Source organism: Sinorhizobium sp. 6-70 (assembly GCF_030124375.1).
Taxonomy (GTDB): Bacteria; Pseudomonadota; Alphaproteobacteria; order Rhizobiales; family Rhizobiaceae; genus Sinorhizobium.
Genome location: NZ_JASKLS010000018.1, coordinates 17,269 through 38,336, shown reverse-complemented (window position 1 = coordinate 38,336; position 21,068 = coordinate 17,269). Strand labels below are relative to the sequence as shown.

Sequence of the window (21,068 nt, the reverse complement as noted above, 5' to 3'; positions counted from 1 at the left end):
CGTTCCTTCAGATCTGCATGCGCGCGATTTCGAGATAGGCGCTCACCACCTTGTCGCGAATGGCGAGTGCGGTCTGCAGCGACTGTTCCGCATTCATCACCGCGTCGATGACCTCACGGGTATTGGCTTCGCCACGGACGGCCTGGAGCGATGCCCCTTCGGCGGACTTCATCGAACGGATGGCGTCGGTGGTCATGTTGCCGAGGACCTCGGCGAAGCTCTGCGACGGCGGAACGGAAGCGCCGGCACCCGGCGCGATGAGCGAGCTGGAAGCGGTAAGGCTCGTGCCTTCCGTCTCCTTCATGGCCGAAAACGCGCCGACGGACTGGATTGCATCGATCATTATTGCGAAGCCCTCAACAGGTCGATTGTCTGGGAGATAAGATCGCGAGACTGCTTGATGGTCTGCAGGTTGGCCTCATAGGCGCGATTGGCCTCGCGCATGTCGGCCATTTCGATCAGGACGTTGACATTCGGCATCTTGACCATGCCCTTTTCGTCGGCTGCCGGATTGCCGGGATCGAATTCGATGTTGAAATTCGAGTCGTCCGTGCCAAGACGCTGGATCTCGACGAGCGATGCGCCGCTCGCCCGGTCGACCTCCGCCGCAAAGCTGATGGTCTTGCGGCGATACGGCTCGGCACCGGGCGTGTCGCCGGTCGAGCGGGCGTTGGCGATGTTTTCCGAAACGATGCGCAGGCGGGTCGATTCCGCCTGCAGGCCTGAGGCCGAAACCTTGAGGGCCGAAGTCAAAGGATCCATGATTCTTATTTCCGTACCGTCATGAGCATCATCCGGTGGAAGGCCTTCACGAGCCCGGCATTGAGCTCGTAGTCGCGCTTGATCTCACCGGTCTTCATCATTTCCTGTTCGATCGCGACCGTGTTGCCGGACTGCTGCACCTGCACGTCGTCGATCATGCTGACGTCGGTGACTTGGGCGGCGTCCGGGCTTTCGGTGAAGTGCGCACGATGCGTCGCGGCCATCTGGATGCCGGTGTTCTGCAGCACGCTTTCAAAGGGCTCGACGTCTTTCGCCCGGTAGTGCGGCGTATTGGCGTTGGCGATATTGCCCGCCACGACGTTCTGACGAACCGTCAGCCATTGGGCCTGGCGTGACGCAAGTTCGAAAAGCTGAATCGGTTCCATCAAAAGCTCCTGCCTGATGGTTACGAACCTAGGCAGGTAATCTTGCGTGGGACTTGTCGGGAGCGCGGATTTCTGGCTGCGCCACAATCAAGCTCCAAAACGGCTTCAATTCAAGGAAACATGCAGGAGCGGCTCATTATCGAGCACGGCACAGAAACCGAGCTGTCGGCAGCTAAAGCAGCGGCGCGCTGCCGCTTTCCGCCGTATCCTCCTGATCGCCGGTCTACTGCTCTTCGTAGATCTCGCCCTTGGAGGTGATCATCACCCAACGGCCATTGCGCTCCTGAAACGTCGCAAGGCGACTGTTGTCAGGCAGGATCGATCCTACGCGGACGATATACATGCCGCTTGCGTCCTCGATCAGGGCGCGGCCGTTGATGACATGCATCAGCCTGAAACCAGACGGCCCCGGGAACGGCTGTTCCATCCCTGCTTCCGCATCCGGCCGCCCATGACCGGGCACATCGCCAAGTCCAGGCACGGTCGCTGTCGTCAGACGATCCACGGCGGCGGCCGTGTCGCTGTCCATATCCTTCATCGCCTGGGGCGAAACGGACAGCACATCGCGGCTCGGGCGTTCCGGCAAGTCGCGCGCCGTTCCCTGCCACAGACGCGGCATCGAGAACTCGCCCTGATGGACGAAGGCGTACCACGGAAAGAAGGTCGCGAAGGCCGCCATCGTCAGTCCGATGGCGGCCAGGAACTTGTCGATCAGCGGCATCTTTGCCTCGCGACGGCGCTGCTGAACGATTTCGTCTGCGTCGTAGTCGGTCACCCCTACCCCCTCGGTCGCATGCCGGCGGAACCCGGTTGATTTCCCATCGCGGCCGCCTTCAACGCATTGGCAAGATCGGTGAAGGCGTCGAACGCGGCCCGCTCGCCGGGTGTCTGCTTGAGTACCTCATAGATGACCGGCACCTGCTTGATCGCCATGTCGAGATCGGCATCGCCGCCTGGTCGGTAACCGCCGATCAGGCGAAGATCGCGCGTTTCCTCGAAGCGATGGATCAATGCTTTGAGGCGTGCCACCAGCTTTTCCTGATCCGGAGTCCACGCCTTACGCGCCAGGCGCGAGATCGAGGCGAGCGGATTGATCGGCGGATAGCGACCCTCCTCCGCCAGGCTGCGCTCCAAGACGATGTGCCCGTCCAGAATGCCACGCGTCGAGTCGGCGACCGGATCATTGTGGTTGTCGCCATCCACCAGGATCGAGATGATCGCCGTGATCGTCCCAGTCCCTTCGACGCCGGGGCCGGCGCGCTCGAGCAGGCGCGGAAGCTCGGTGAAGACGGAAGCCGGATAACCGCGCGCAATCGGAGGCTCACCCGCGGCCGTCGCCACCTCACGGATTGCATGGGCAAAGCGCGTCACGCTATCGACGATGAGGAGCACGTTGTCGCCGCTGTCGCGGTAGTGCTCGGCAATCGTGACGGCCGTGAGCGGCGCCATCTTCCTGAGCATAGGGCTTTCGTCGCTGGTGGCGACGACGGCGACCGATTTGGAAAGATTGTCGCCGAGTGTGTCCTCGATGAATTCACGCACTTCGCGGCCGCGTTCGCCGACAAGCGCGATGACGACCTTGTCGAAGGCATCCGCACGCGCCAGCATCGAAAGCAGCGTCGATTTGCCGACGCCGGAGCCTGCAAAGATGCCAAGGCGTTGGCCGAGGCAGAGCGGCGAGAAAATGTCGATGGCACGCACGCCGGTCTTGAAACCGTGCTCAACGCGCTTGCGCGTCATGGACGGCGGCGCGGTGTTGGAGATCGAGCGGCGAACGTCGCCTTGCAACAGCGGCCCGAGGCCGTCGATCGGCTCCGCCAGGGCGTTGATCGTGCGACCGCACCAGTTGTCGGTGGGTGCTATCCGGAAGGCGCCTTTGCGAATGACCGTATCGTGAATGCCGATCGGATCGCCGGGTTCGATCGGGCAGACAACAACCTGCTCCGGCTCGACACGGACGACTTCGCCAAGATGGGTGCCGGTCGCACTCTTGTGCGCGACGAAGTCGCCGAGCCGAACGTGGCGCGAAAGACCGGTAACGGTGTAGTGCCCGGGCGCGATCGTCTGCACGTGACCGCCCGGCGCGATCGAAAACTCCGGCTTCGAATAACGCTCGACCAGCCCCGCAAGCGCCGCCAGCGATGTCGATGCAGCAAGGGTCTCGGGGCCCTCGCGTTCCATGGTTTCCGTCATTTATCAGCTGCCGCCCAGCGTCTTGATCGCTTCTTCCAGCGATCCCTCGCTGTCGCGCATCAGCGCGGTGATGTTATCGAAGGCGCGGGTGACCATGATAAGCTGCGACATTTCCTGGATGGCGTTGACGTTCGACTCTTCGAGGAACCCCTGCATCACGCCGACATCGAAACGGTCGACGACCGGCTCCGGCTGAATTGCCGGCATGACGGCGCTATTGTCGTAGCGCATGAAGCCGTTGCTGAAGTCCGCCTCAAAGAGGCCAAGCAGAGCGACCTGATTGCCGTTCTGGTGGATGGCGCCATCGGCGCCGACGGTGATCTCGCCTGCTCCGCCGTTCAGCTGGATCGGCGCGCCGCCGGCGTCGAGCACCGGATACCCCTTGATGGTGACGAGCTCGCCGGTCTCCGTCAGCGTGAACCGACCGTCGCGAGTCAGGGCCGGCCCGCCGGGCGTGTCGATCGAAAACCAGGCGTCGCCCTTGATCGCAAAGTCGAGCGAGGCGCCGGTGCGGGCAAGCGACCCGGTGTTGGTGTTGAGATATTCCTCGCCTTCCGACACGTAGGAAACCTTGGTCGGCTTGGTGTCGCCGAGCATCTGGTTAAACTTCACTTCAGCGCCGCGAAAGCCGACGGTGCCGGAGTTTGCGATGTTGTCGGCGATCGTGTTCAGGCGCTTTTCGAGCGCCATCTGCGACGAGATCGCCACATAAAGACCGGTCTGCACGTCAGCGTCCCCCGAGTTTCAGGCTGTTGATGGACAGGAGCAGATCGGAGGAAATGCCGTAGCCGCTCGATGAACCGAAGACCGCAAGCGGATCGTAGCTGTCCGTGGAATTGTTGACTTCCCAAAGCGCGGTGAAGCGGTCGAGAAACGCCGCCAGCTTCTCGGGATCCTGGAAGTCCTTAAGATCGATCGCCGCCTCATAGGCCTCGGCCTGGCGATCGACATCGGTCGCTGCGAACTCGTCGGGCAGCTGCAGGGCTGTTCGCGCGACCTGTGCCAACGCCTCGTCGGCGATGATGGCGTATCCGCTGGTGATCGTCGGCGCCATGCGCGAGAAGTAGAGCGCCAGCCGCACGCCGGCATTTTCCTCGCCGGCATTCTGTTCCAGCGTCTGGCGGGCGTATTTGTCGGCAACACCCTTTTGCGCGCGATCGAATGAGCTCGCCGCCTCGCCGTTGCGGGCAAAATTCAGGGATTCGACCAGCGCCTTGTAACGGCCATCCGTCAGCTTGTTGGCAAAGGCGTCGTCGCTGTCGATGCCCTCGGACAGTACCTTGCGCATGAAGGCCTTCGCATAGGCCATGTCTTCGAGGCCATGCGCCTTCATCGCGTAGTTGTAGAGCCGGCTGTCGGCGAAGAAATCGTCGATGGTTTTGATGCTGCCGATCGTCGCCAGATAATATTCCGTCTCGCGGGCAACGTCCGGCTGCTCGGAAACGCGCTCCAGCGATTTCGTGAGATCGGCGGTGATCAGCTTGTAGCTCGTATAGGTCGTGGTCACGATCGCGTCGCCCTGTCCGGAATGAAGCCGGGCGCGACTTCGCCCGACGTCGCAAATCCTGACCTGACTGGCTTGCGCGAACCTGTTCCGCGCGCGGGTTTCAAGGGGGCTCTACGAACAGCCTCACGCAAGGATGAAGCCCTATTCCGTCAACTGAAAACCACGATCGCGACAGGTATCGACAATGAACATCATCATCGGGCTTCTTGTGACCTTCGGCTGTATCCTCGGCGGATACCTCGCGATGGGCGGGCACCTGGAGGTGCTGAACCAGCCTTTCGAGCTGATGATCATCGGCGGGGCCGGCATCGGCGGTTACATCATGGCCAACTCGATGAAGGTCGTGAAAGACACCGGCAAGGCGCTTGGCGAAGCCTTCCGGCACAAGGTGCCGAAGGAGCGCCACTACCTCGACACGCTCGGCGTGCTCTACAGCCTGATGCGCGATCTCAGGACCAAATCCCGCAACGAGATCGAGAGTCACATCGACAACCCGGAGGAATCCTCGATCTTCCAATCCGCACCGACCGTCCTGCAGAACAAGGAACTGACCGCCTTCATCTGCGACTATGTGCGACTGATCATCATCGGCAATGCCCGCTCGCACGAGATCGAGGCGCTGATGGACGAGGAAATCCAGACGATCACCCATGACAAGATGAAGTGCTATCACGCGCTGACGACCATGGGCGATGCGCTGCCGGCGATCGGTATCGTCGCAGCGGTTCTCGGCGTGATAAAGGCGATGGGCGCCATCAACGAGGCCCCGGAAGTGCTTGGGGCCAAGATCGCCGCCGCACTCGTCGGAACCCTGCTCGGCGTCTTCCTTTCCTATTCGGTCGTCGGCCCGCTTGTCGCCAACATCAAGGCCGTGCGCGAGAAACAGAACCGCCTCTACGTCATCGTCAAGCAAACGCTGCTTGCCTACATGAACGGCTCGGTTCCGCAGGTCGCCCTCGAATATGGCCGCAAGACGATCTCCGCCTATGAACGGCCGTCCATCGACGCGGTCGAGCAGGAGATGATGAACCCGGGCGGCGGCAGCGAAAGCAAGGCGGCATAACATGAACCCGAGCACGGCATCGAACGTCTACGCATTCGACAAGAGGCTGCTTGCGCGCATGATCGGCGCACTCGGCGACGACAAGACCATCGGCCGGACCGCACTCGAACTCGGCCAGGTCTTCGGCGAATTGCTTCCGGGCATATATAAGGCCGAGACCGGTCACGACATTGCAATCGGCTATGCCGGTTTCAAGACCGGCCTCCGGAACGAGCTCATTGCGGGCCTTGGGGACGGCGTGCTGCTAACCGAGGCTTCGCTGCGCAACTGGTGCCAGGATTTCCAGATCGGTTGTGACAGCCCGGTTCTCATCACCCTCGTCGAAGCCCTGCTCGGCGCCGAGCCTACGAACATCGGAGAACCGGAGCCCCGGTCGATGTCGCAGATCGAGATCGACGTCGCGGTGCCGATCTTCGAAAAGATCGCCGATGTGCTGCGCCTGGCGGTGAACGCGCCGGGTGGCTTCGAGCCTGTCGTCGGCCGTCCATACAACAGCGAAACGCACCCCAAACCCGATCCGACGATGGAGGATGTTTACGCGGCCTCCATCAATATGACGGTCGGCCTTGGGCCGGTGCTGTCGACCTTCTCGGTGATCGTTCCCCAGAGCGTTCTCCTCAAGACACAGATCGTCCCACCCAGGGGTGCCGACCAGGCTGATAAAGGCAAGACGGAATGGACGGAGCAGATCGAGGAACAGGTTCGTCGCTCCGCCGTGACGCTCGAGGCACGCATCCGGCTGGAAAGCCTGACACTCGATACGATCAGCCGCCTGCAGCCGGGAGACGTGATCCCGTTTCATGACGGTCAGGACGTTCGCGTGGACGTAAACGCCAACGGACGCGAGCTCTATGTCTGCGAGTTCGGGCGCTCGGGCGCGAAATACACGGTCCGGGTCAAGGATACGCACGGTTCCGAACAGGACATTCTTCGCCACATCATGAGCTAACAGCCCGCCTCTCTCGGTAGAATGCCTGAGGCAAGCTTCAACTGGAATAATTCGCACATGGCACCCAAGAAAGCAGCACCCATCCAAGAACAGGCCGCATTCGCCGTCGAAGACACGGAGCTCGACCAGGCGATCGACGACCTGCGCGGCGTTCTCAAGAAGGATGGCGAGCCCGCGGCGGATTTTGGCGCGGACTTCGCCTCCACCGGCGCGCTGGACATGGCAACGGAGTTCGGCGGCGACTTTGGTGGCACGACCGATAGCACAGGCGCATTCGGTGGCGACTTCGGGGCGGATAGCTTCGGCGGCGATTTCGCCGACGCGGGAATGACCGGCGCCTTCGATGCCGGTAGCGCTTTCGGCGGTGGCGGCTTCGACGCTGCCGAGCCGGCAATCGAATCCGCGCCGGGCAGCGGCATGACGGCCAATCTCGATCTGATCATGGACATTCCGATCGATGTTCAGATCGTGCTCGGCACCAGCCGGATGCAGGTTTCCGGGCTCATGGGCCTGGCCGAAGGCGCGACGATCGCGCTCGACCGCAAGATCGGAGAGCCGGTCGAGATCATGGTCAACGGCCGGGTGATCGGCCGCGGTGAAATTACCGTACTCGAGGGCGACGTGACCCGGTTCGGCGTCAAGCTCATCGAGATCAAGGGCAGCAAGAACACATAGGCCCAATGAATGGGCGAGGGATAAATCCATGATGGATTTCGAAAGTTTCGGGGCACAGACGCCGGCACATCCGCTGAGCCAGACAGACAAGGCGGCCGCCGTATTGCTTGCCATGGGCAAGTCCGTGGCTGGCAAGCTCTTGAAGTTCTTCACCCAGAGCGAGCTCCAGGCGATCATCGCGGCGGCGCAATCGCTGCGCGCCATCCCTCCCCACGAACTCGAAGCGCTCGTCAACGAGTTCGAGGACCTTTTCACCGAAGGTGCGGGTCTGATGGACAATGCCCGCGCGATCGAAAGCATTCTGGAAGAAGGGCTGACCCCGGACGAGGTCGACGGCCTGCTCGGCCGCCGCGCCACCTTCCAGTCCTACGAAGCAAACATCTGGGATCGTCTGCAGGAGTGCGATCCGGTCCTCGTCGCCCAGTCGCTTGCCAAGGAACACCCGCAGACGATTGCGTACGTCCTGTCGATGATGCCTTCGAGCTTCGGCGCCAAGGTGCTGTTGCAGCTTTCGGAAACGCAGCGACCGGATATCCTCAACCGCGCCGTCAACATAAAGAACGTAAGCCCGAAGGCGGCCGCCATCATCGAGGCGCGCGTGATGGAAATGATCGACGAGATGGAAGCCGAGCGCAACTCGCCCGGACCGGCCAAGATCGCCGAGGTCATGAACGAACTCGAAAAGGGACAGGTGGACACGCTGCTCGCCTCGCTCGAGACGATCAACACCGACTCGGCCAAAAAGGTCCGGCCGAAGATCTTCCTCTTCGACGACATTCTCTTCATGCCGCAGAGAAGCCGCGTACAATTGTTCAACGATGTCTCCACCGACATCATCACGATGGCGCTTCGCGGGTCGGCGCCGGAACTGCGCGAGTCGGTTCTCGCGTCGATCGGCGCCCGCCAGCGCCGTATGATCGAATCGGATCTGGCGGTCGGCGACACCGGCATCAACCCCCGCGACATCGCGATCGCCAGACGGTCGATCACCCAGGAAGCGATCCGCCTTGCCGCCGGCGGACAGCTGGAGCTCAAGGACAAGGAAGCGGCGGCCGCCTGAGGCCCGCCGCGACTCCATAATTCCTGTTGACCCGGCCCCGCCCGCGTCGTCGCCCCCTTGCGCGTCAGAAATTCCCGGTTCACGACAGCGGGAGAGCGTCGCCGCAGGCTTGCCTGATCGCGTGACGTTCGATCGGGCAATTGCCGGGAGCTTCCTGTTTCATGTCGGAAGATCAGGACAAAGACAGCAAGACCGAGGCGCCATCGGAGAAGAAGCTCTCCGATGCCGCCGACAAGGGTAACGTCCCATTTTCCCGCGAAGTGACGGTGTTCGCCTCGACGCTCGCGATCTACATCTTCGTCGTCTTCTTTCTGTCGGATGGTGCGGCCAGTGTCGCCGAGGCTCTCAAGGACATTTTCGAGCAGCCGGAAGCCTGGCGGCTGGACACCTCGACCGACGTCGTCGCGCTGATTTCGCACATCGTCATGAAATCCGGGGCGCTGCTCGTCCCGATCTTCGTGCTGCTCATCATCTTCGGTGTCGGATCGTCCATCTTCCAGAATCTCCCCCGCCCCGTCCTCGATCGCATTCAGCCGAAGATGAACCGCATATCGCCGGCGGCCGGCTTCAAACGCATCTACGGCGTGCAGGGATTGGTCGAATTCGGCAAGTCCCTGTTCAAGATCGTCGTCGTTTCGACCGTCGTCGTCGTCGTTCTGTGGAACGACTATTTCGCCACGCTCGACCTGATGTTCTCCGATCCGGTGACGATTTTCACGGCGATGACGTCCGATCTCAAGCAGATCATGATCGTCGTGCTGCTGGCGACGGCTGTGCTTGCGATCGCCGACCTCTTCTGGACGCGGCATCACTGGTACACGGAACTCATGATGACGAAGCAGGAGGTAAAGGAGGAACTCAAGCAGTCCCAGGGCGACCCGATCGTCAAGTCGCGGTTGCGCTCGATTCAGCGCGACCGGGCGCGCAAGCGCATGATTTCCTCGGTGCCGCGCGCCACACTGGTGATCGCCAACCCGACGCACTATGCCGTCGCCTTGCGTTACGTTCGTGAAGAGAACGATGCGCCGGTCGTGGTCGCCATGGGCCAGGACCTGGTCGCGCTCAAGATCCGCGAACTTGCCGAAAAAAACGGCATTCCGGTTTTCGAGGATCCGCCGCTCGCGCGCTCCATGTTTGCACAAGTCTCGGTGGATAGTGTCATTCCACCGGTGTTTTACAAGGCGGTCGCCGAACTCATTCACCGGGTTTATGCAGCTCAGCCGCAACAAAAACGGGTGACGTGACCTCGATGAAAAAGTGCGAATTCTCCGAAAAACGCGAGCAATTAGTGGCGGAAGCAATCCGCCCGGTGGCGACGGAACTGCGTCTGGTCGACGCCGCGGACTTCATCGCGCTCTTGCGGTTCGAGTCTCATGCGAGCCTCGCCGACCTCGTCGAGTCTGCCGCCGAGCTCTACTTCCTTCCGGGCACGGTGAATTTCGGTCTCGGCGGCAACTATAATCTGGATTGGGACAGCAACCCCGAGATCGTTCTCGACCTCGAACTGAAGCCGCGTGGCGTTACGGTCTATGCGCGGCTGACCCTCGGCAACGACACCGCCGGGGTCGAGATCAGCCATATCAGCTTCCAGCACCCTTCCACGGATCCGGACGAAAACACCGCCTTCCTCGCGAAAAGCCTCGAAGAGGCGAAATTCGTCAAATCCTACGCCCTTCCACTCGCGAGCTAGGACCGAAGGGCCACCGCGCCCAAAGTCGTCAACTGATATAGCCAAGGCGTATCGCCTTGGCGATCGCCTGGATGCGATTGACGGAGTCGAGCTTCGTCGTTGCCGCCCCGAGATAGGCATTGACCGTGTGCACGGAAAGCCCCATCTTTTCGGCGATTTCCTCGCTGATGTGCCCATCGCCGGCCATCTGCAGGCAGGCGATCTCGCGGTCGCTGAGCGCTTCCGCCTGAAACAGCCGCCTTTCGTCTGCGGCAAGCATATCCGTCATGATGTGGCAGCTCTGCGCATGCAGATCGACGACCTGCTCGCTGGACGCATCGATATAGCTGCCGGTAAAGACGACATAGCCGTTGCCCTGGGCGCCGAGTCGGACCGGGAAGGCGATCCCAGAATAGGCGAGTTTTCGTCCCGCCAGCCGCTGCGCGAACGGGCGGACATCGGAGGCTTCGGCGGCCTGATGCTCACCCAGGCCATCCCACAGGACCGGCAGTAGAGAACGATCGAGATGTGCCAGCAGCTCCTCGCCATAGACGCCAATGAGATCGCGGGCGTTCGCCTCGCATGCGGCACCCCAATTGTGAAGGACGCAGGTTAGCTTGCGCGCCGCCGGCGTGCCTCTGCCGTTGACGCGCAGAACAGCGAAATTCTTCGCGTTGATCTGCCGCTGCATCGCCTGCAGCCGTGTCACCAGGGTCGCCGCGCGCGCAGCTCGCCCATTCCTGCTCAGCCGGCCATCGTCGTCGGGACGACCGCCTGTGACGAAATGAACCATCGGTGCCTCCCCTAAACCAGATTGTTGCGAACGGCGTGGGCGATCGCTTCCGACCTCGTTCGCGTCGCAGTCTTTCGCATCACGCTGGTGATGTAGTTATTGATGGTGTTGCGGGATATGCCGAGAATGACGGCGATCTCCTCGCTCGTCTTGCCTTCGGCGATCCAGAACAGGCATTCGATCTCGCGCTCGGTCAAGTCGCATTCGCGCTCTTGCCGCGCATCGTCGCTGGTCTTGAGGCTTGCGACATAGGCGGCAAGCAGCGCGATATCACGCAGCCCCGCCTGCGACAGGATCACGTCCGCCGGGAACAGGAGCATCAGCGAGAACCGCGTTCGTCCGACGTTGAAAACAACGGCGCAGTATTCCCTGCTTACCCCGCGAGGCAGGTCTACATCATCCGGCATAGTGTGAAAGCACGGCTGCAGAACCGCTAGGCACTTCTCCAGTTCGGTCGTCTTGGCATTCAGGCCCATGACGATTCCCGCCAGCCGCCGCACGACATCAAACGGCCAATCGGAGCAGACGACGCTGTCAAGCCCGCCGTCCTGGGAGAGCTCGTGGCGCGCAAGCAGATAGTGGGTCGCACCAACATAATCGGTCAGCGCCGCAAGTGCGTTTGCAACCCCCCCGCGCTCGGCGGTTTCAGCCAGCCGCCGGATCAATTGTTCCCTTGAAATTTCGCGCCCGCTTTTATGCGGCGCAGCCGTCTGCAAAGGCCAGACGGCCCCTGCCTGCGAAATGTCCATAGCCTCAGCCCCCGTGCCGAATTCGACGCCCTGGACATGCGCTTGTTATCGCCGCCGACAGCCCGGCCGGAACCGATATTCACCGCCATCCGCAAATCAGGACGCGAATCAGTTCCTAAACACTACATCGCGTCTGCGGAAAAACCACTGGCCCCCTCTGGCCGTTTACTTCAGCAATGATCGATGAAATCATTTGCGATTACCTGGTCCGCGATCGATCAGGCAAGAGGCGGACCGAAAAGCCTCATTGAATATACCGCATTGATATCCAACATTTTTCTACGCAATTTCGTTTCCTCGACACATAACGAAAGCGCGTCTGAACTTGCGCATGAGCGCGATTTTTGCGGAGCTCAAGCCCTTTTTTTACCAAAACGCTGCCAACAAAATAAAAGCAAAATTTACTTTACCTCAGCCCCTGTTGCCAAAATGCACCAATTCCGACACAGTCTGCGCGTAGGAGCTTCATGAATAAAAGTCAGCCTCTTTTCGATTTTATTTGGAATCCTCCAAACTATATTTGCCGAAAACTTAGCATCGGACATAGAACTGATCAGTAGACGCACCGCCGGGCGGGGCATCGATCGCGGCCGCGAATCTACAAAGGTTGCTTTATTGTTAATTTTCATACCGGACATTGCGGCCGAGACTCCGAGGGCGGCGGCGGATTCTTGATGTCGAGTCCCGACCCGGTCGCCAATACACGCCGGACTCAACCAATATTTCAGCGATAGCCTCAATTCGCGTTGAGGATTTCTGGGGCGTCACGCAGGCCGAACTGATCCGGCCGCACTAAAAAATCCCGCCACTCGGGCGGGACTTTTCTGCAAACTGTCTGTTGCCTTGCCGAATGTTCGTCAGGCGGCGCGGTCGAGGGCCCATTTGCGCAGGATCTTCGCGGCGCGCTCCTCGCTGATCTCCACCATGCGGGCGAGCCGCCGTTCCGGTCCTTCCTTGACGCGCCGGTTGAAGTTGCCCTCCTCGCCGAGGTTGAGCAGGTCGTCGGTGCTGTCGAAACCGAAGTCCGCGCCGAAGCCTTCCATGAGCGCACCCCCGGCACCGGCGCCGACCGGCGAGAAGTCGGGCAGTTCGAGACCGGCCGCCTCGCCTTCCAGCTGCCCCGCCTTGCCGCCGAAACCCATCTGGCGAGCGAGAGGCCGCATGCCCATCCAGACAACCAGGAAGGCGACCGCGACGAAGGCAAGCGAGTTGATGATGCCGCCGAGATTGCGCGTCAGCATTTCCATGACGCCCGGGCCGGATACCGGCTGGTCCAACAGCTGCGTCTCGACGAAATCCATAGCGTTCAGCGTGACGACGTCACCGCGGTTGGCGTCGACGCCCGCGGCCGACGAGACGATCTTCTGCATCTCCTGGAGATAGGCGTCGATCTTTGCTTGATCGGCCGGTTCTCCGACCATTGCCGCGAGACGACCGCGGTTGACGACGACGGCGATCGACAGCCGCTCGATCGAATAGCTGTTCTTGACGGTGGCGATCGTCTTGCTGTTGATCTCGTAGTTGGTCTGCTCTTCCTTCTTTGCCGCCTCGTCGCTGGACTGCGGACCGGCGCCGCCGCGCGGTGCGGCTTGGGGCACGTTCTGCTGCACGGTTGCGGCATTGTCCGGCTGTTGCTGGCTGGACTTCTGCTCTTCCTTGGTCACGCGGGTCGAGCGCTCGACACGCGACTCGGGGTCGAAGACGGTTTCCTGGATCTGTTGCGCATCGGTGTTGAGCGCCGCCGTCACGCTCGTGCGGAAATTGTCCATGCCGAGGAACGGCGCAAGCGCATTGTCGATCTTCTTTTCAAGATCCGTCTGGACATTCTGGACGACGCCGAGCGACTGGTTGAGTGCGCTGTTCGCCGGGTCATCGCCGGAGGCGAGAAGCTGTCCGGTGGAGTCCAGAATGGTAACGTCGTCAACATCAAGGCCCGGCACGGAGGATGCGACGAGATGGCGGATCGAGGCTGCGGCACTCCGGCCCACGGTTGCGCTCGCGCGAATCATGACCGATGCCGTCGGCGTCTGGTCGGCCTTGCGGAAGCTTCCGCGCTCCGGCATCACGATATGCACGCGTGCCGCGGCGATACCAGAAATCTGCTGGATGGTGCGGGCAATTTCGCCTTCAAGCGCACGAACGCGCGTGACTTCCTGCATGAAGGAGGTGAGGCCAAGCGAGCCGACATTGTCGAAGAGTTCGTAGCCGGCATTGGCGCTGCTGGGCAGACCGCGTTCGGCGAGCAACAGGCGGGCCTTACCGGTCATGCCGACCGGAACCTGAATGCTACCGCCATCGGACCCGACGTCGAAATCGATGTTCGCTTCGGCGAGCGCAATGCTGATCTGGGTCACATCGCTGCGCTCAAGGCCGACATAGAGCGTCTCATAAGAAGGTCTGTTGACGTAGATGCCGGCTGCAAGGACGAAGCCGACCGCAACGATACCGGCCACGGCGAGCGCGATCAGTTTGCTTTGCCCCAGACTGCCGAGGTTTTTCGTGAACGTCGAGAATTGATCGAACAGATTCATTCTGTTTCCGCACCCAGTATCGCAAGACGGCCAGCCGGTCATCCGGCCTGCGCCATGCGCAGATCCAACATTCGGGTTCGCTGGGTATCGGCTTGCGCTCAGCCGATGTCCAATACGCGCGAATCTACCAGCCCCGGATGCGAAGCTAGGCAGCGAAACTTGCGCGAACTTGGTCAGGCCACATTGCGTCGGCTAAAACAACCTCGTGGTTGTTTCCCAGGCATGTAGCGGAAACTGCCGGCTACGGGTCAGAATGCCTCGAAGTCGCCGGAGGCTCTCGTCAGCGGCTGCGAGTGGCCATGGCGCAGCATGCCATTGCTCAACGCCTTCTTCATATCGGCAAGCTTGATCAGGTTGACCGCAGTCGTAACGTCGATGAGCCAGGTGTCGGGGATGGATGCCGTGATCGTATCGATAAACTCGGCCAGCCCCCGCGTCTTCTGGACGGCCAGATCAATGCCCTGAAGCACCATCATCTGCTCGGACTCGTCCGCCGCGGCCACGCCACGATTGCCGTAGAGCTGCGGCTCGATGCGTTCGATGAGATAGGCGACGTCATGGAGCTCTGTGACGATGCGCATCAGCACACCGGGCAGGGATTCTTCGGCGTGAGGCATATGGCTCTGATGGTCGATCTGCATGGTCTGTTCTCACGTCGTCTGCGAATTCGGAATTGCGTTTTTCTCTGCCTGCCCATGGGCGAGCATGATCAGAAGAATTCGATCGAGCTTTCAGCCGGCTTCGGCACGGGCATGGGCCGCTGATCCAACTGGATCGCCCGCTGGGCTTCGACGCCCGTCAAAGCATATTGGCGGGCACGCCCGGACGATGGCCAATATTCCAGCTTGCGACCGTGTTCCCCTCCCGTGCTCTCTCCGACGATGCGGATCCCTTCGTCCAGCAGGAACTGGCGCGCAAAAGCGGCATTCTGCTCACCGACATTCGAGAATCTTGCAATCGTCTTGGCGCCACCGAAGATCTTCGCTTCCAAGCGGTCGCGACGTGCTCCTTGCTTCAACAGGCCGTTGATCAGGAGTTCCATCAGGTGCACGCCGTAGCGCGTGGCATCACTGCCGGAGCTTGTCGCGGAGCCGGGCAAGAGGAAATGATTCATGCCGCCGACACCGATCACCGGATCGCGCAGGCAGGCGGCCACGCAGGAGCCGAGAATGGTCGAAAGAACGATATCCGGATCGTTGACGACCTTGAACTCGCCCTGGATGACGTGAACGCGCCTGCCGGCAGCAGCCGCGGTCGTCATTTCAGTGCCCCGAACACGGCCTCGATAGCAGCCTTCATCTTTTCGATCGTGAACGGCTTGGCGAGCACGTTGTTGGCACCGAGGGCAGCTGCCTTCTGCACCAGCGCGCGATCGCCCTGGGCGGTCAGGATGATGAAGGCCGCCTTCTTCGTCGTCGGGTTCGACCGAACGGCCTGCAGCAGCCCCAGACCGTCCATCTTCGGCATGTTGAAATCCGAGATAACCAGATGGTGCGGGTTCTGGGCCATGATCTTCATGCCCTGCTCCCCGTCGCCGGCTGCGGTGATCTGCTTGAAACCAAGCTGCTGCAGGGCGTCGCCGAGTAGCAGTCGGCTCGTGACCTGATCGTCGACGATCAGAACTTTTATTTTTTCGGCGATGGACATTATTCGCTTCCTTCTTTTCGGGCTGCTGCGGTCTTCAGGATCTCCTCCCCGATCGATCCGAGGGGGAGCTGCGTTTCGACAGCACCCAATTCATAGGCAACTCTAGGCATGCCGTAGACGACACAAGTCTTTTCGTTTTGTCCGAAGGTGCGTGCCCCGGCATGTCGCATCTTGAGGAGGCCGGACGCGCCGTCGCGGCCCATTCCGGTCAGGATGACACCGATCGCATTGCGGCCCGCGAGCTCGGCGACCGAGTCGAACAGCACATCGACCGAGGGGCGATGGCCGTTGACAGGGGCGCGTTCGACGAGGCGGCAGCAAGGCGCGGCGGCATTGGCCACCTGAAGGTGGCGTTCGCCGCCCGGTGCCAGGTAGATCTTGCCGATCTCGAGGCGGGCGCCATCGGTCGCCTCCTGCACGGTCGGCGCGCAAAGGCGATTGAGCCGCTCCGCGAAGCTCCTGGTGAAAGTGTGCGGCATATGCTGCGTGATCACCGTCGGAGGGCAATTGGCCGGGAACTTCTGCAACACCGTTATCAGCGCTTCGACTCCGCCGGTCGATGCACCAATGGCGATGATCTTGCGACCGGCCCTGTAGTCGGAAGCGGCATTGGCATTTGCCGCGGCGGGCGCAGCCGCCTTGTTGCCGGTGATGATGAGCTTGCGCTGCGACCGGGCGGCCGCCTTCACCTTGTCGACCAGATCGCCGAAGGGATGGGGGTCGCCCGGATGCGGTTTGCCGACACAGTCGAAGGCGCCGATCTCGAGCGCAGCGATCGACGCTTCCGCACCCTTGTGGGTCAAGGTCGAGACCATGATGACCGGCATCGGGCGCAGGCGCATGATCTTGTCGAGGAACTCGAGCCCGTTCATGTTCGGCATCTCGATGTCGAGGGTGACGACGTCGGGATCGAGCTGCTTGATCGCCTGGCGCGCCTCGATCGCATCGGCCGCCTGACCGACGACCGTGACCTCCGGATCCGCATTGAGCACGGCCGTGATCAGGCCGCGCATGGTGGCCGAGTCATCGACAACGAGGACGCGTGCGGGAACACTCATGCCCGAACTCCATGAAACTTGCCGGTATGGCGATAGGTCGTGATGCCGATATTGTCGAACTGCGACTTGGCGTCTCCCGACACGCGCTCCGAATGGCCGATGTAAAGATGTCCGTTGGTGTTCAGCACGCCGGCAAAGCGCGACCAGATCTTCATCTGCGTCGGCTCGTCGAAATAGATCACCACATTGCGGCAGAAGATGACGTCGAAGGGCCCCTTTACAGGCCATTGCGCCATCAGATTGAGTTCGTTGAAGGTGATCAGCCGCTTGACGCGATCGTCGATCTGCCACTTGAAGCGGCCGCCGACATTGACCTCGCTGAACCACTGCTTGCGCATCACGGGGTCGATCGTTTCCAGCGCCGTGGCGTCATAGGCACCGGCCCGCGCAAGTGCCAGGATCTTCGGGTCGATGTCCGTCGCGAGAATGCGGAAGTCATAGTCCGTCGCGTTGGGCAACAGCGACAGAACCGTGAGCGCGATCGAATAGGGTTCCTGACCATCCGAGCACGCAGCCGACCAGATGCGAACGCGCCCACCATTCCTCGCGCGGGCGATGAGGTCCGGCAAGACTTCGGTCTTCAGGTGTTCGAAGTGGTGGTTTTCGCGGAAGAAGCGGGTGAAGTTCGTCGTCAGGTGCGAGAGCATGTCGCGCCGCGCCGCTGCGCCGGCCGGCGAGGCGACGAGCTGGCAATAGTCGCGAAAACCCCTGAGCCCGAGATTGCGGATGTGCTTCGAAAGCCGCGAATAGACGAGCGACGCCTTGGATTCGTTGAGGTAAATGCCGGCGTCCGCATAAATCATTGCAGCGATTTCGCTGAGATCGCGGCGTGTCAGCGGATACTCGCCGCTTGCAAGACATTCGTCCGGCGACAGCTTCGGTTCGAGAATGGCCTGGGCTCTCATGCCGCCTCCCTTTCTTCCTGGGGGAAGACCGCTTCGAGTTCGATCAGGCAGATCATCCGGCCTTCGATCGCCAATACGCCTCGGGCAAAGCTCTTCTCGAATTCCGACGAAATGTCCGGCGTCGGCTGGATCTCCTCGTCCCTGACGGTCAGGATGTCGGATACGGCATCGACCAGAAGTCCGACCATCTGGCTCTTCACCTGGGCGACGATGATCACATGCCGAACGGTCGGCTCGGCAGGCTTCATGCCAAGACGCGCTGACAGATCGACGATCGGCAGCACTGCGCCGCGCAGATTGATCACGCCGAGCACATAGGATGGCGCATGCGGCATCGGGGTCGCCGGGGTCCAGCCGCGAATTTCGCGGACTGCCATAATGTTCACGCAGAATTCCTGATCTCCGACGCGGAAAGCGATGAGCTCCCGTCCGCCAGTCGTCAGATTTTTTGCGGCATAGGTCATGAGTGTTATCCGGCTGCAGCAAGCGACATTTCAGGTTTCAGAGACTGTCCGCGCGATGCGGCTACGATGGCGTCGACGTCGAGGATGAGCGCCACGCGGCCGTCGCCGAGGATGGTCGCCGCTGCGATCCCTGGAACATGGGTATAGTTTGCCTCCAGGCTCTTGATCACCACCTGCCGCTGCCCCTGGATCGCATCCACCATAAGGGCGCGCTGGCCGCCACCCTCGGACTCGACGAGCAGCGCCACGCCCTCGACCGGATTGGCCTGCGTCGCGCGGAAGTTCAGGATCCGGCCGACATCGACCAGCGGGCAGAAGGAGTTGCGGATCGAGATCAGGCGCTGGGTGGCGCCGAAGCTGTGGATCGCGGAAGCCTCGGGCTGAAGCGTTTCGACGATGGCAGTCAACGGCACGACCAGCGTCTGGTTGGCGACCGTCACCACCATGCCGTCAAGGACGGCGAGCGTCAGCGGCAGGCTCATCGTGAAGACCGAACCCTGCCCGGGCTTCGATGAGATGTTGATGCGGCCGCCGAGCGCCTGGATCGAGCGCTTGACGACATCCATGCCGACGCCGCGGCCGGAAATGTCGGAGATCTTGTCGGCAGTCGAGAAGCCCGCGTGGAAGATCAGGTTGTCGATTTCCTCGTCCGAGAGGTTGGCGTCGGCGGCGATGAGGTCGTTGTCGATCGCCTTCTGGCGCACCTTCTCGCGATTGATGCCCGCGCCGTCGTCGGCAAGCTCGATGACGATGCGGCCCGAACGGTGCTTGGCCGTCAGGCGCACGGTGCCTTCGGCGCTCTTGCCCGCGGCAAGCCGCTTTTCCGGCGTTTCGAGGCCGTGGTCGACGGCGTTGCGGATCATATGCGTCAACGGTTCGGCCAGCTTGTCGATGACCGTCTTGTCCACTTCTGTATTCTCGCCCTCGGTGACGAGACGAACGGACTTGCCGGTCATGTCAGCGATTTCGCGGACGATGCGCGACATGCGCTGGAAGACGGGCTTCACCGGCTGGGCGCGGATCGCCATGACGCTGTCCTGGATCTCGCGGGTGAGCTGTTGCAGTTCCTCGAGGCCCATGTTGATCGACGACGTGCCGTTCGTGTCGTTCTCGATCACGCTCTGCGACAGCATTGCCTGGTTGATCACCAGTTCGCCGACGAGGTTGATCAGACGATCGACGCGATCGAGGTCCACACGGATGGTCGGGGTCGCGGCCGAGGCGGCCTGCTGGGCGGCCGCCGCGGCCGCCGCATTCCGTTGAGCTTCCGCAGGAGCCCGGTTCGAGGACTGAGCCATCTGCAAGACATTGCTTGCCGTCTCGGCGGCAGAAACGGCGGCATCGCGGTCGCGGGTGGCAATTTGCTCTTCCCCGTCAGCCGAACCGGCCGGTGCCTCGTCCAGCATCGAGAGATCGAAGGGAACAGGCTGCATCGGCAGTTCCTCGCCCGCATCGACCGCACAGCCGCCGGCCAATGCGATATCAAGGTCGCAATCCCATTCGGCGAATTCGAACACAGAGCGGATCGCCTCTTCGCCCTTGTCCGTCTTCAGCGAAATCTTCCACGAGAAGTAGGCCTCCTCCGGATTCATCCCGTCGAGCGGCGGTAGGCCATCCTTATCGCAGTGAATGCTCATCTCGCCGAGGCGCGACAGGTCGCGCAAAAGCAGCGTCGCATCATTGCCCTTGGCATAAAGTTCGGATTTCGGCCTGAAGACGATCTCGTAGCATGTCCCCTCGATCAGAGCCGGTTCGTCCGCCTCGAAATCCTCGAAGGAAAAGGCAACGGGCTGGAAGCCTTCCTCGTTCACAGGTGGCGAGACAACGGCCGCAGGGACTGAGGCTTCTGCCTTGGGCGCCGGCTCTGCAGCGGACGCCCGCGGCAGCTCGCCATTCGCGAGCGCCTCGAGTTCCTTGATCAGCTGGCGGCTGCGGGCCTGATCGACACTGCCGCCATCGCGCGCAGCATTGGTGAGGTCAGCGAGCACGTCCGCCGACTTCAGCATGACCTTCAGAACGTCCTGATTGGGCTCCAGCCTGTTGGATCGAACGCAGTCGAGCGTCGTCTCGAACACATGTGCGAAAGACACGAGATCATCCAGCCCGAACGCGCCGGCGCCCCCCTTGATGGAGTGGACCGCGCGAAAGACGGCGTTGACCGTTTCCGGATCACGATCACCGTCGTTGAGCTTCAGGAGACCCGACTCCAGTTCCGCGAGCTGCTCCTCGCATTCCTGGAAGAAAATCTCTTTGATTTCGTTCATATCCATTGGAGGCTGTCCTCGGATTTCAGGCCGTTACGCGCTCGATTGCATCGATCAGCTTGGTCGGGTCGAACGGTTTGACGATCCAGCCGGTGGCACCTGCCTGCCGTGCGCGGTTCTTCTTTTCAGCATCGCTCTCCGTGGTCAGCACGAGGATTGGCACGGCGCGGTAGCGGTCGTTCTTGCGCACGCCCTCGATGAAACCGAAGCCGTCGAGGCGCGGCATGTTGATGTCCGTGACGATGACGTCCGGATTGGCCTCCTCGAGGACCTCGAGACCTTCGACGCCGTCCTCCGCCTGAATCGTTTCGAATCCGGCATTGTTGAGCGTGACGAGAAGCATGTTCCGGATCGTCCGGGAGTCGTCGACAGTCAGAACTCTCTTCTTCATTT

24 protein-coding genes are annotated in these 21,068 nt (G+C 61.5%); 6 read left to right on the top strand and 18 right to left on the bottom strand.

Translation table 11 applies throughout. The annotated features are described in order from the left end of the window. Positions 1–7 precede the first annotated feature (7 nt). The 7 genes from QN222_RS26310 to QN222_RS26280 all read right to left on the bottom strand — a co-directional run bounded on the left by QN222_RS26310 (position 8) and on the right by QN222_RS26280 (position 4,848). Positions 8–343: a flagellar hook-basal body complex protein FliE gene (locus QN222_RS26310; protein WP_283963641.1), complete on the bottom strand. Its 336-nt coding sequence runs from the start codon at positions 341–343 to the stop codon at positions 8–10. Next, positions 343–762 (bottom strand): flagellar basal body rod protein FlgC, encoded by a 420-nt coding sequence (gene flgC / locus QN222_RS26305; protein ID WP_153438431.1) that lies wholly within the window; start codon positions 760–762, stop codon positions 343–345. Before flgC ends, QN222_RS26310 begins: the two co-directional genes overlap by 1 nt. 5 nt (positions 763–767) lie before the next feature. Next, positions 768–1,148, bottom strand: a complete 381-nt coding sequence (flgB, locus tag QN222_RS26300; protein ID WP_180940171.1) for a flagellar basal body rod protein FlgB — start codon at positions 1,146–1,148, stop codon at positions 768–770. A 223-nt stretch (positions 1,149–1,371) separates the two neighbouring features. Beyond that, positions 1,372–1,869: a flagellar protein gene (locus QN222_RS26295; RefSeq protein ID WP_283963664.1), complete on the bottom strand. Its 498-nt coding sequence runs from the start codon at positions 1,867–1,869 to the stop codon at positions 1,372–1,374. Between the two features lie 56 nt (positions 1,870–1,925). Beyond that, on the bottom strand, positions 1,926–3,329 hold the full coding sequence (gene fliI, locus QN222_RS26290) for a flagellar protein export ATPase FliI (protein ID WP_283963665.1): 1,404 nt from the start codon (positions 3,327–3,329) through the stop codon (positions 1,926–1,928). Between the two features lie 15 nt (positions 3,330–3,344). Further along, complete coding sequence (flgF, locus tag QN222_RS26285) at positions 3,345–4,067, bottom strand: flagellar basal-body rod protein FlgF (protein ID WP_180940170.1); 723 nt, start codon at positions 4,065–4,067, stop codon at positions 3,345–3,347. A gap of 1 nt (position 4,068) precedes the next feature. After that, positions 4,069–4,848: a DUF1217 domain-containing protein gene (locus QN222_RS26280; RefSeq protein WP_283963642.1), complete on the bottom strand. Its 780-nt coding sequence runs from the start codon at positions 4,846–4,848 to the stop codon at positions 4,069–4,071. Between the two features lie 184 nt (positions 4,849–5,032). On the opposite strand from QN222_RS26280, the gene motA reads away from it, so the two are divergent. The 6 genes from motA to QN222_RS26250 all read left to right on the top strand — a co-directional run bounded on the left by motA (position 5,033) and on the right by QN222_RS26250 (position 10,285). Continuing rightward, positions 5,033–5,911 (top strand): flagellar motor stator protein MotA, encoded by an 879-nt coding sequence (motA, locus tag QN222_RS26275; protein WP_283963643.1) that lies wholly within the window; start codon positions 5,033–5,035, stop codon positions 5,909–5,911. A 1-nt stretch (position 5,912) separates the two neighbouring features. Then, on the top strand, positions 5,913–6,860 hold the full coding sequence (locus tag QN222_RS26270) for a FliM/FliN family flagellar motor switch protein (protein WP_283963644.1): 948 nt from the start codon (positions 5,913–5,915) through the stop codon (positions 6,858–6,860). 57 nt (positions 6,861–6,917) lie between these two features. Beyond that, positions 6,918–7,535 (top strand): flagellar motor switch protein FliN, encoded by a 618-nt coding sequence (fliN, locus tag QN222_RS26265; protein ID WP_283963645.1) that lies wholly within the window; start codon positions 6,918–6,920, stop codon positions 7,533–7,535. A 28-nt stretch (positions 7,536–7,563) separates the two neighbouring features. Further along, positions 7,564–8,595, top strand: a complete 1,032-nt coding sequence (gene fliG, locus QN222_RS26260) for a flagellar motor switch protein FliG (RefSeq protein WP_283963646.1) — start codon at positions 7,564–7,566, stop codon at positions 8,593–8,595. A gap of 161 nt (positions 8,596–8,756) precedes the next feature. After that, positions 8,757–9,839 carry a flagellar biosynthesis protein FlhB gene (gene flhB, locus QN222_RS26255; RefSeq protein WP_283963647.1) on the top strand — a complete coding sequence of 361 codons (1,083 nt, stop codon included), beginning with the start codon at positions 8,757–8,759 and terminating at the stop codon, positions 9,837–9,839. A 5-nt stretch (positions 9,840–9,844) separates the two neighbouring features. After that, the gene (locus QN222_RS26250) at positions 9,845–10,285 is read left to right on the top strand and encodes a hypothetical protein (RefSeq protein WP_283963648.1); all 441 of its coding nucleotides are present in this window, start codon (positions 9,845–9,847) and stop codon (positions 10,283–10,285) included. A 28-nt stretch (positions 10,286–10,313) separates the two neighbouring features. Here the strand turns inward: QN222_RS26250 and QN222_RS26245 are convergent, their stop codons facing one another. From QN222_RS26245 to QN222_RS26195, 11 genes are all read right to left on the bottom strand, one after another. Then, positions 10,314–11,057, bottom strand: coding sequence for a transcriptional regulator VisR (locus tag QN222_RS26245; RefSeq protein ID WP_283963649.1), 744 nt, complete (start codon positions 11,055–11,057; stop codon positions 10,314–10,316). 11 nt (positions 11,058–11,068) lie between these two features. Further along, on the bottom strand, positions 11,069–11,806 hold the full coding sequence (locus tag QN222_RS26240; protein WP_283963650.1) for a transcriptional regulator VisN: 738 nt from the start codon (positions 11,804–11,806) through the stop codon (positions 11,069–11,071). Positions 11,807–12,663: 857 nt separating this feature from the next. Next, positions 12,664–14,337: a flagellar basal-body MS-ring/collar protein FliF gene (gene fliF / locus QN222_RS26235; protein WP_180940161.1), complete on the bottom strand. Its 1,674-nt coding sequence runs from the start codon at positions 14,335–14,337 to the stop codon at positions 12,664–12,666. 248 nt (positions 14,338–14,585) lie between these two features. After that, entirely contained in the window at positions 14,586–14,978 is a 393-nt protein-coding gene (locus tag QN222_RS26230; protein ID WP_283963651.1) for a hypothetical protein, read from the bottom strand. Positions 14,979–15,046: 68 nt separating this feature from the next. Then, positions 15,047–15,598, bottom strand: coding sequence for a chemoreceptor glutamine deamidase CheD (gene cheD, locus QN222_RS26225; RefSeq protein WP_283963652.1), 552 nt, complete (start codon positions 15,596–15,598; stop codon positions 15,047–15,049). Further along, positions 15,595–15,984 (bottom strand): response regulator, encoded by a 390-nt coding sequence (locus QN222_RS26220; protein WP_034851752.1) that lies wholly within the window; start codon positions 15,982–15,984, stop codon positions 15,595–15,597. Before QN222_RS26220 ends, cheD begins: the two co-directional genes overlap by 4 nt. After that, entirely contained in the window at positions 15,984–17,042 is a 1,059-nt protein-coding gene (gene cheB / locus QN222_RS26215) for a protein-glutamate O-methylesterase CheB (protein WP_283963653.1), read from the bottom strand. Before cheB ends, QN222_RS26220 begins: the two co-directional genes overlap by 1 nt. After that, the gene (locus QN222_RS26210) at positions 17,039–17,947 is read right to left on the bottom strand and encodes a protein-glutamate O-methyltransferase (RefSeq protein ID WP_283963654.1); all 909 of its coding nucleotides are present in this window, start codon (positions 17,945–17,947) and stop codon (positions 17,039–17,041) included. The genes cheB and QN222_RS26210 overlap by 4 nt, the downstream gene beginning before the upstream one ends. After that, positions 17,944–18,411 carry a chemotaxis protein CheW gene (locus QN222_RS26205; protein WP_283963655.1) on the bottom strand — a complete coding sequence of 156 codons (468 nt, stop codon included), beginning with the start codon at positions 18,409–18,411 and terminating at the stop codon, positions 17,944–17,946. Before QN222_RS26205 ends, QN222_RS26210 begins: the two co-directional genes overlap by 4 nt. 5 nt (positions 18,412–18,416) lie before the next feature. Then, on the bottom strand, positions 18,417–20,681 hold the full coding sequence (locus QN222_RS26200; RefSeq protein ID WP_283963656.1) for a chemotaxis protein CheA: 2,265 nt from the start codon (positions 20,679–20,681) through the stop codon (positions 18,417–18,419). 19 nt (positions 20,682–20,700) lie between these two features. Then, positions 20,701–21,066, bottom strand: a complete 366-nt coding sequence (locus QN222_RS26195; protein WP_065784641.1) for a response regulator — start codon at positions 21,064–21,066, stop codon at positions 20,701–20,703. Between the last annotated feature and the right edge of the window lie 2 nt (positions 21,067–21,068).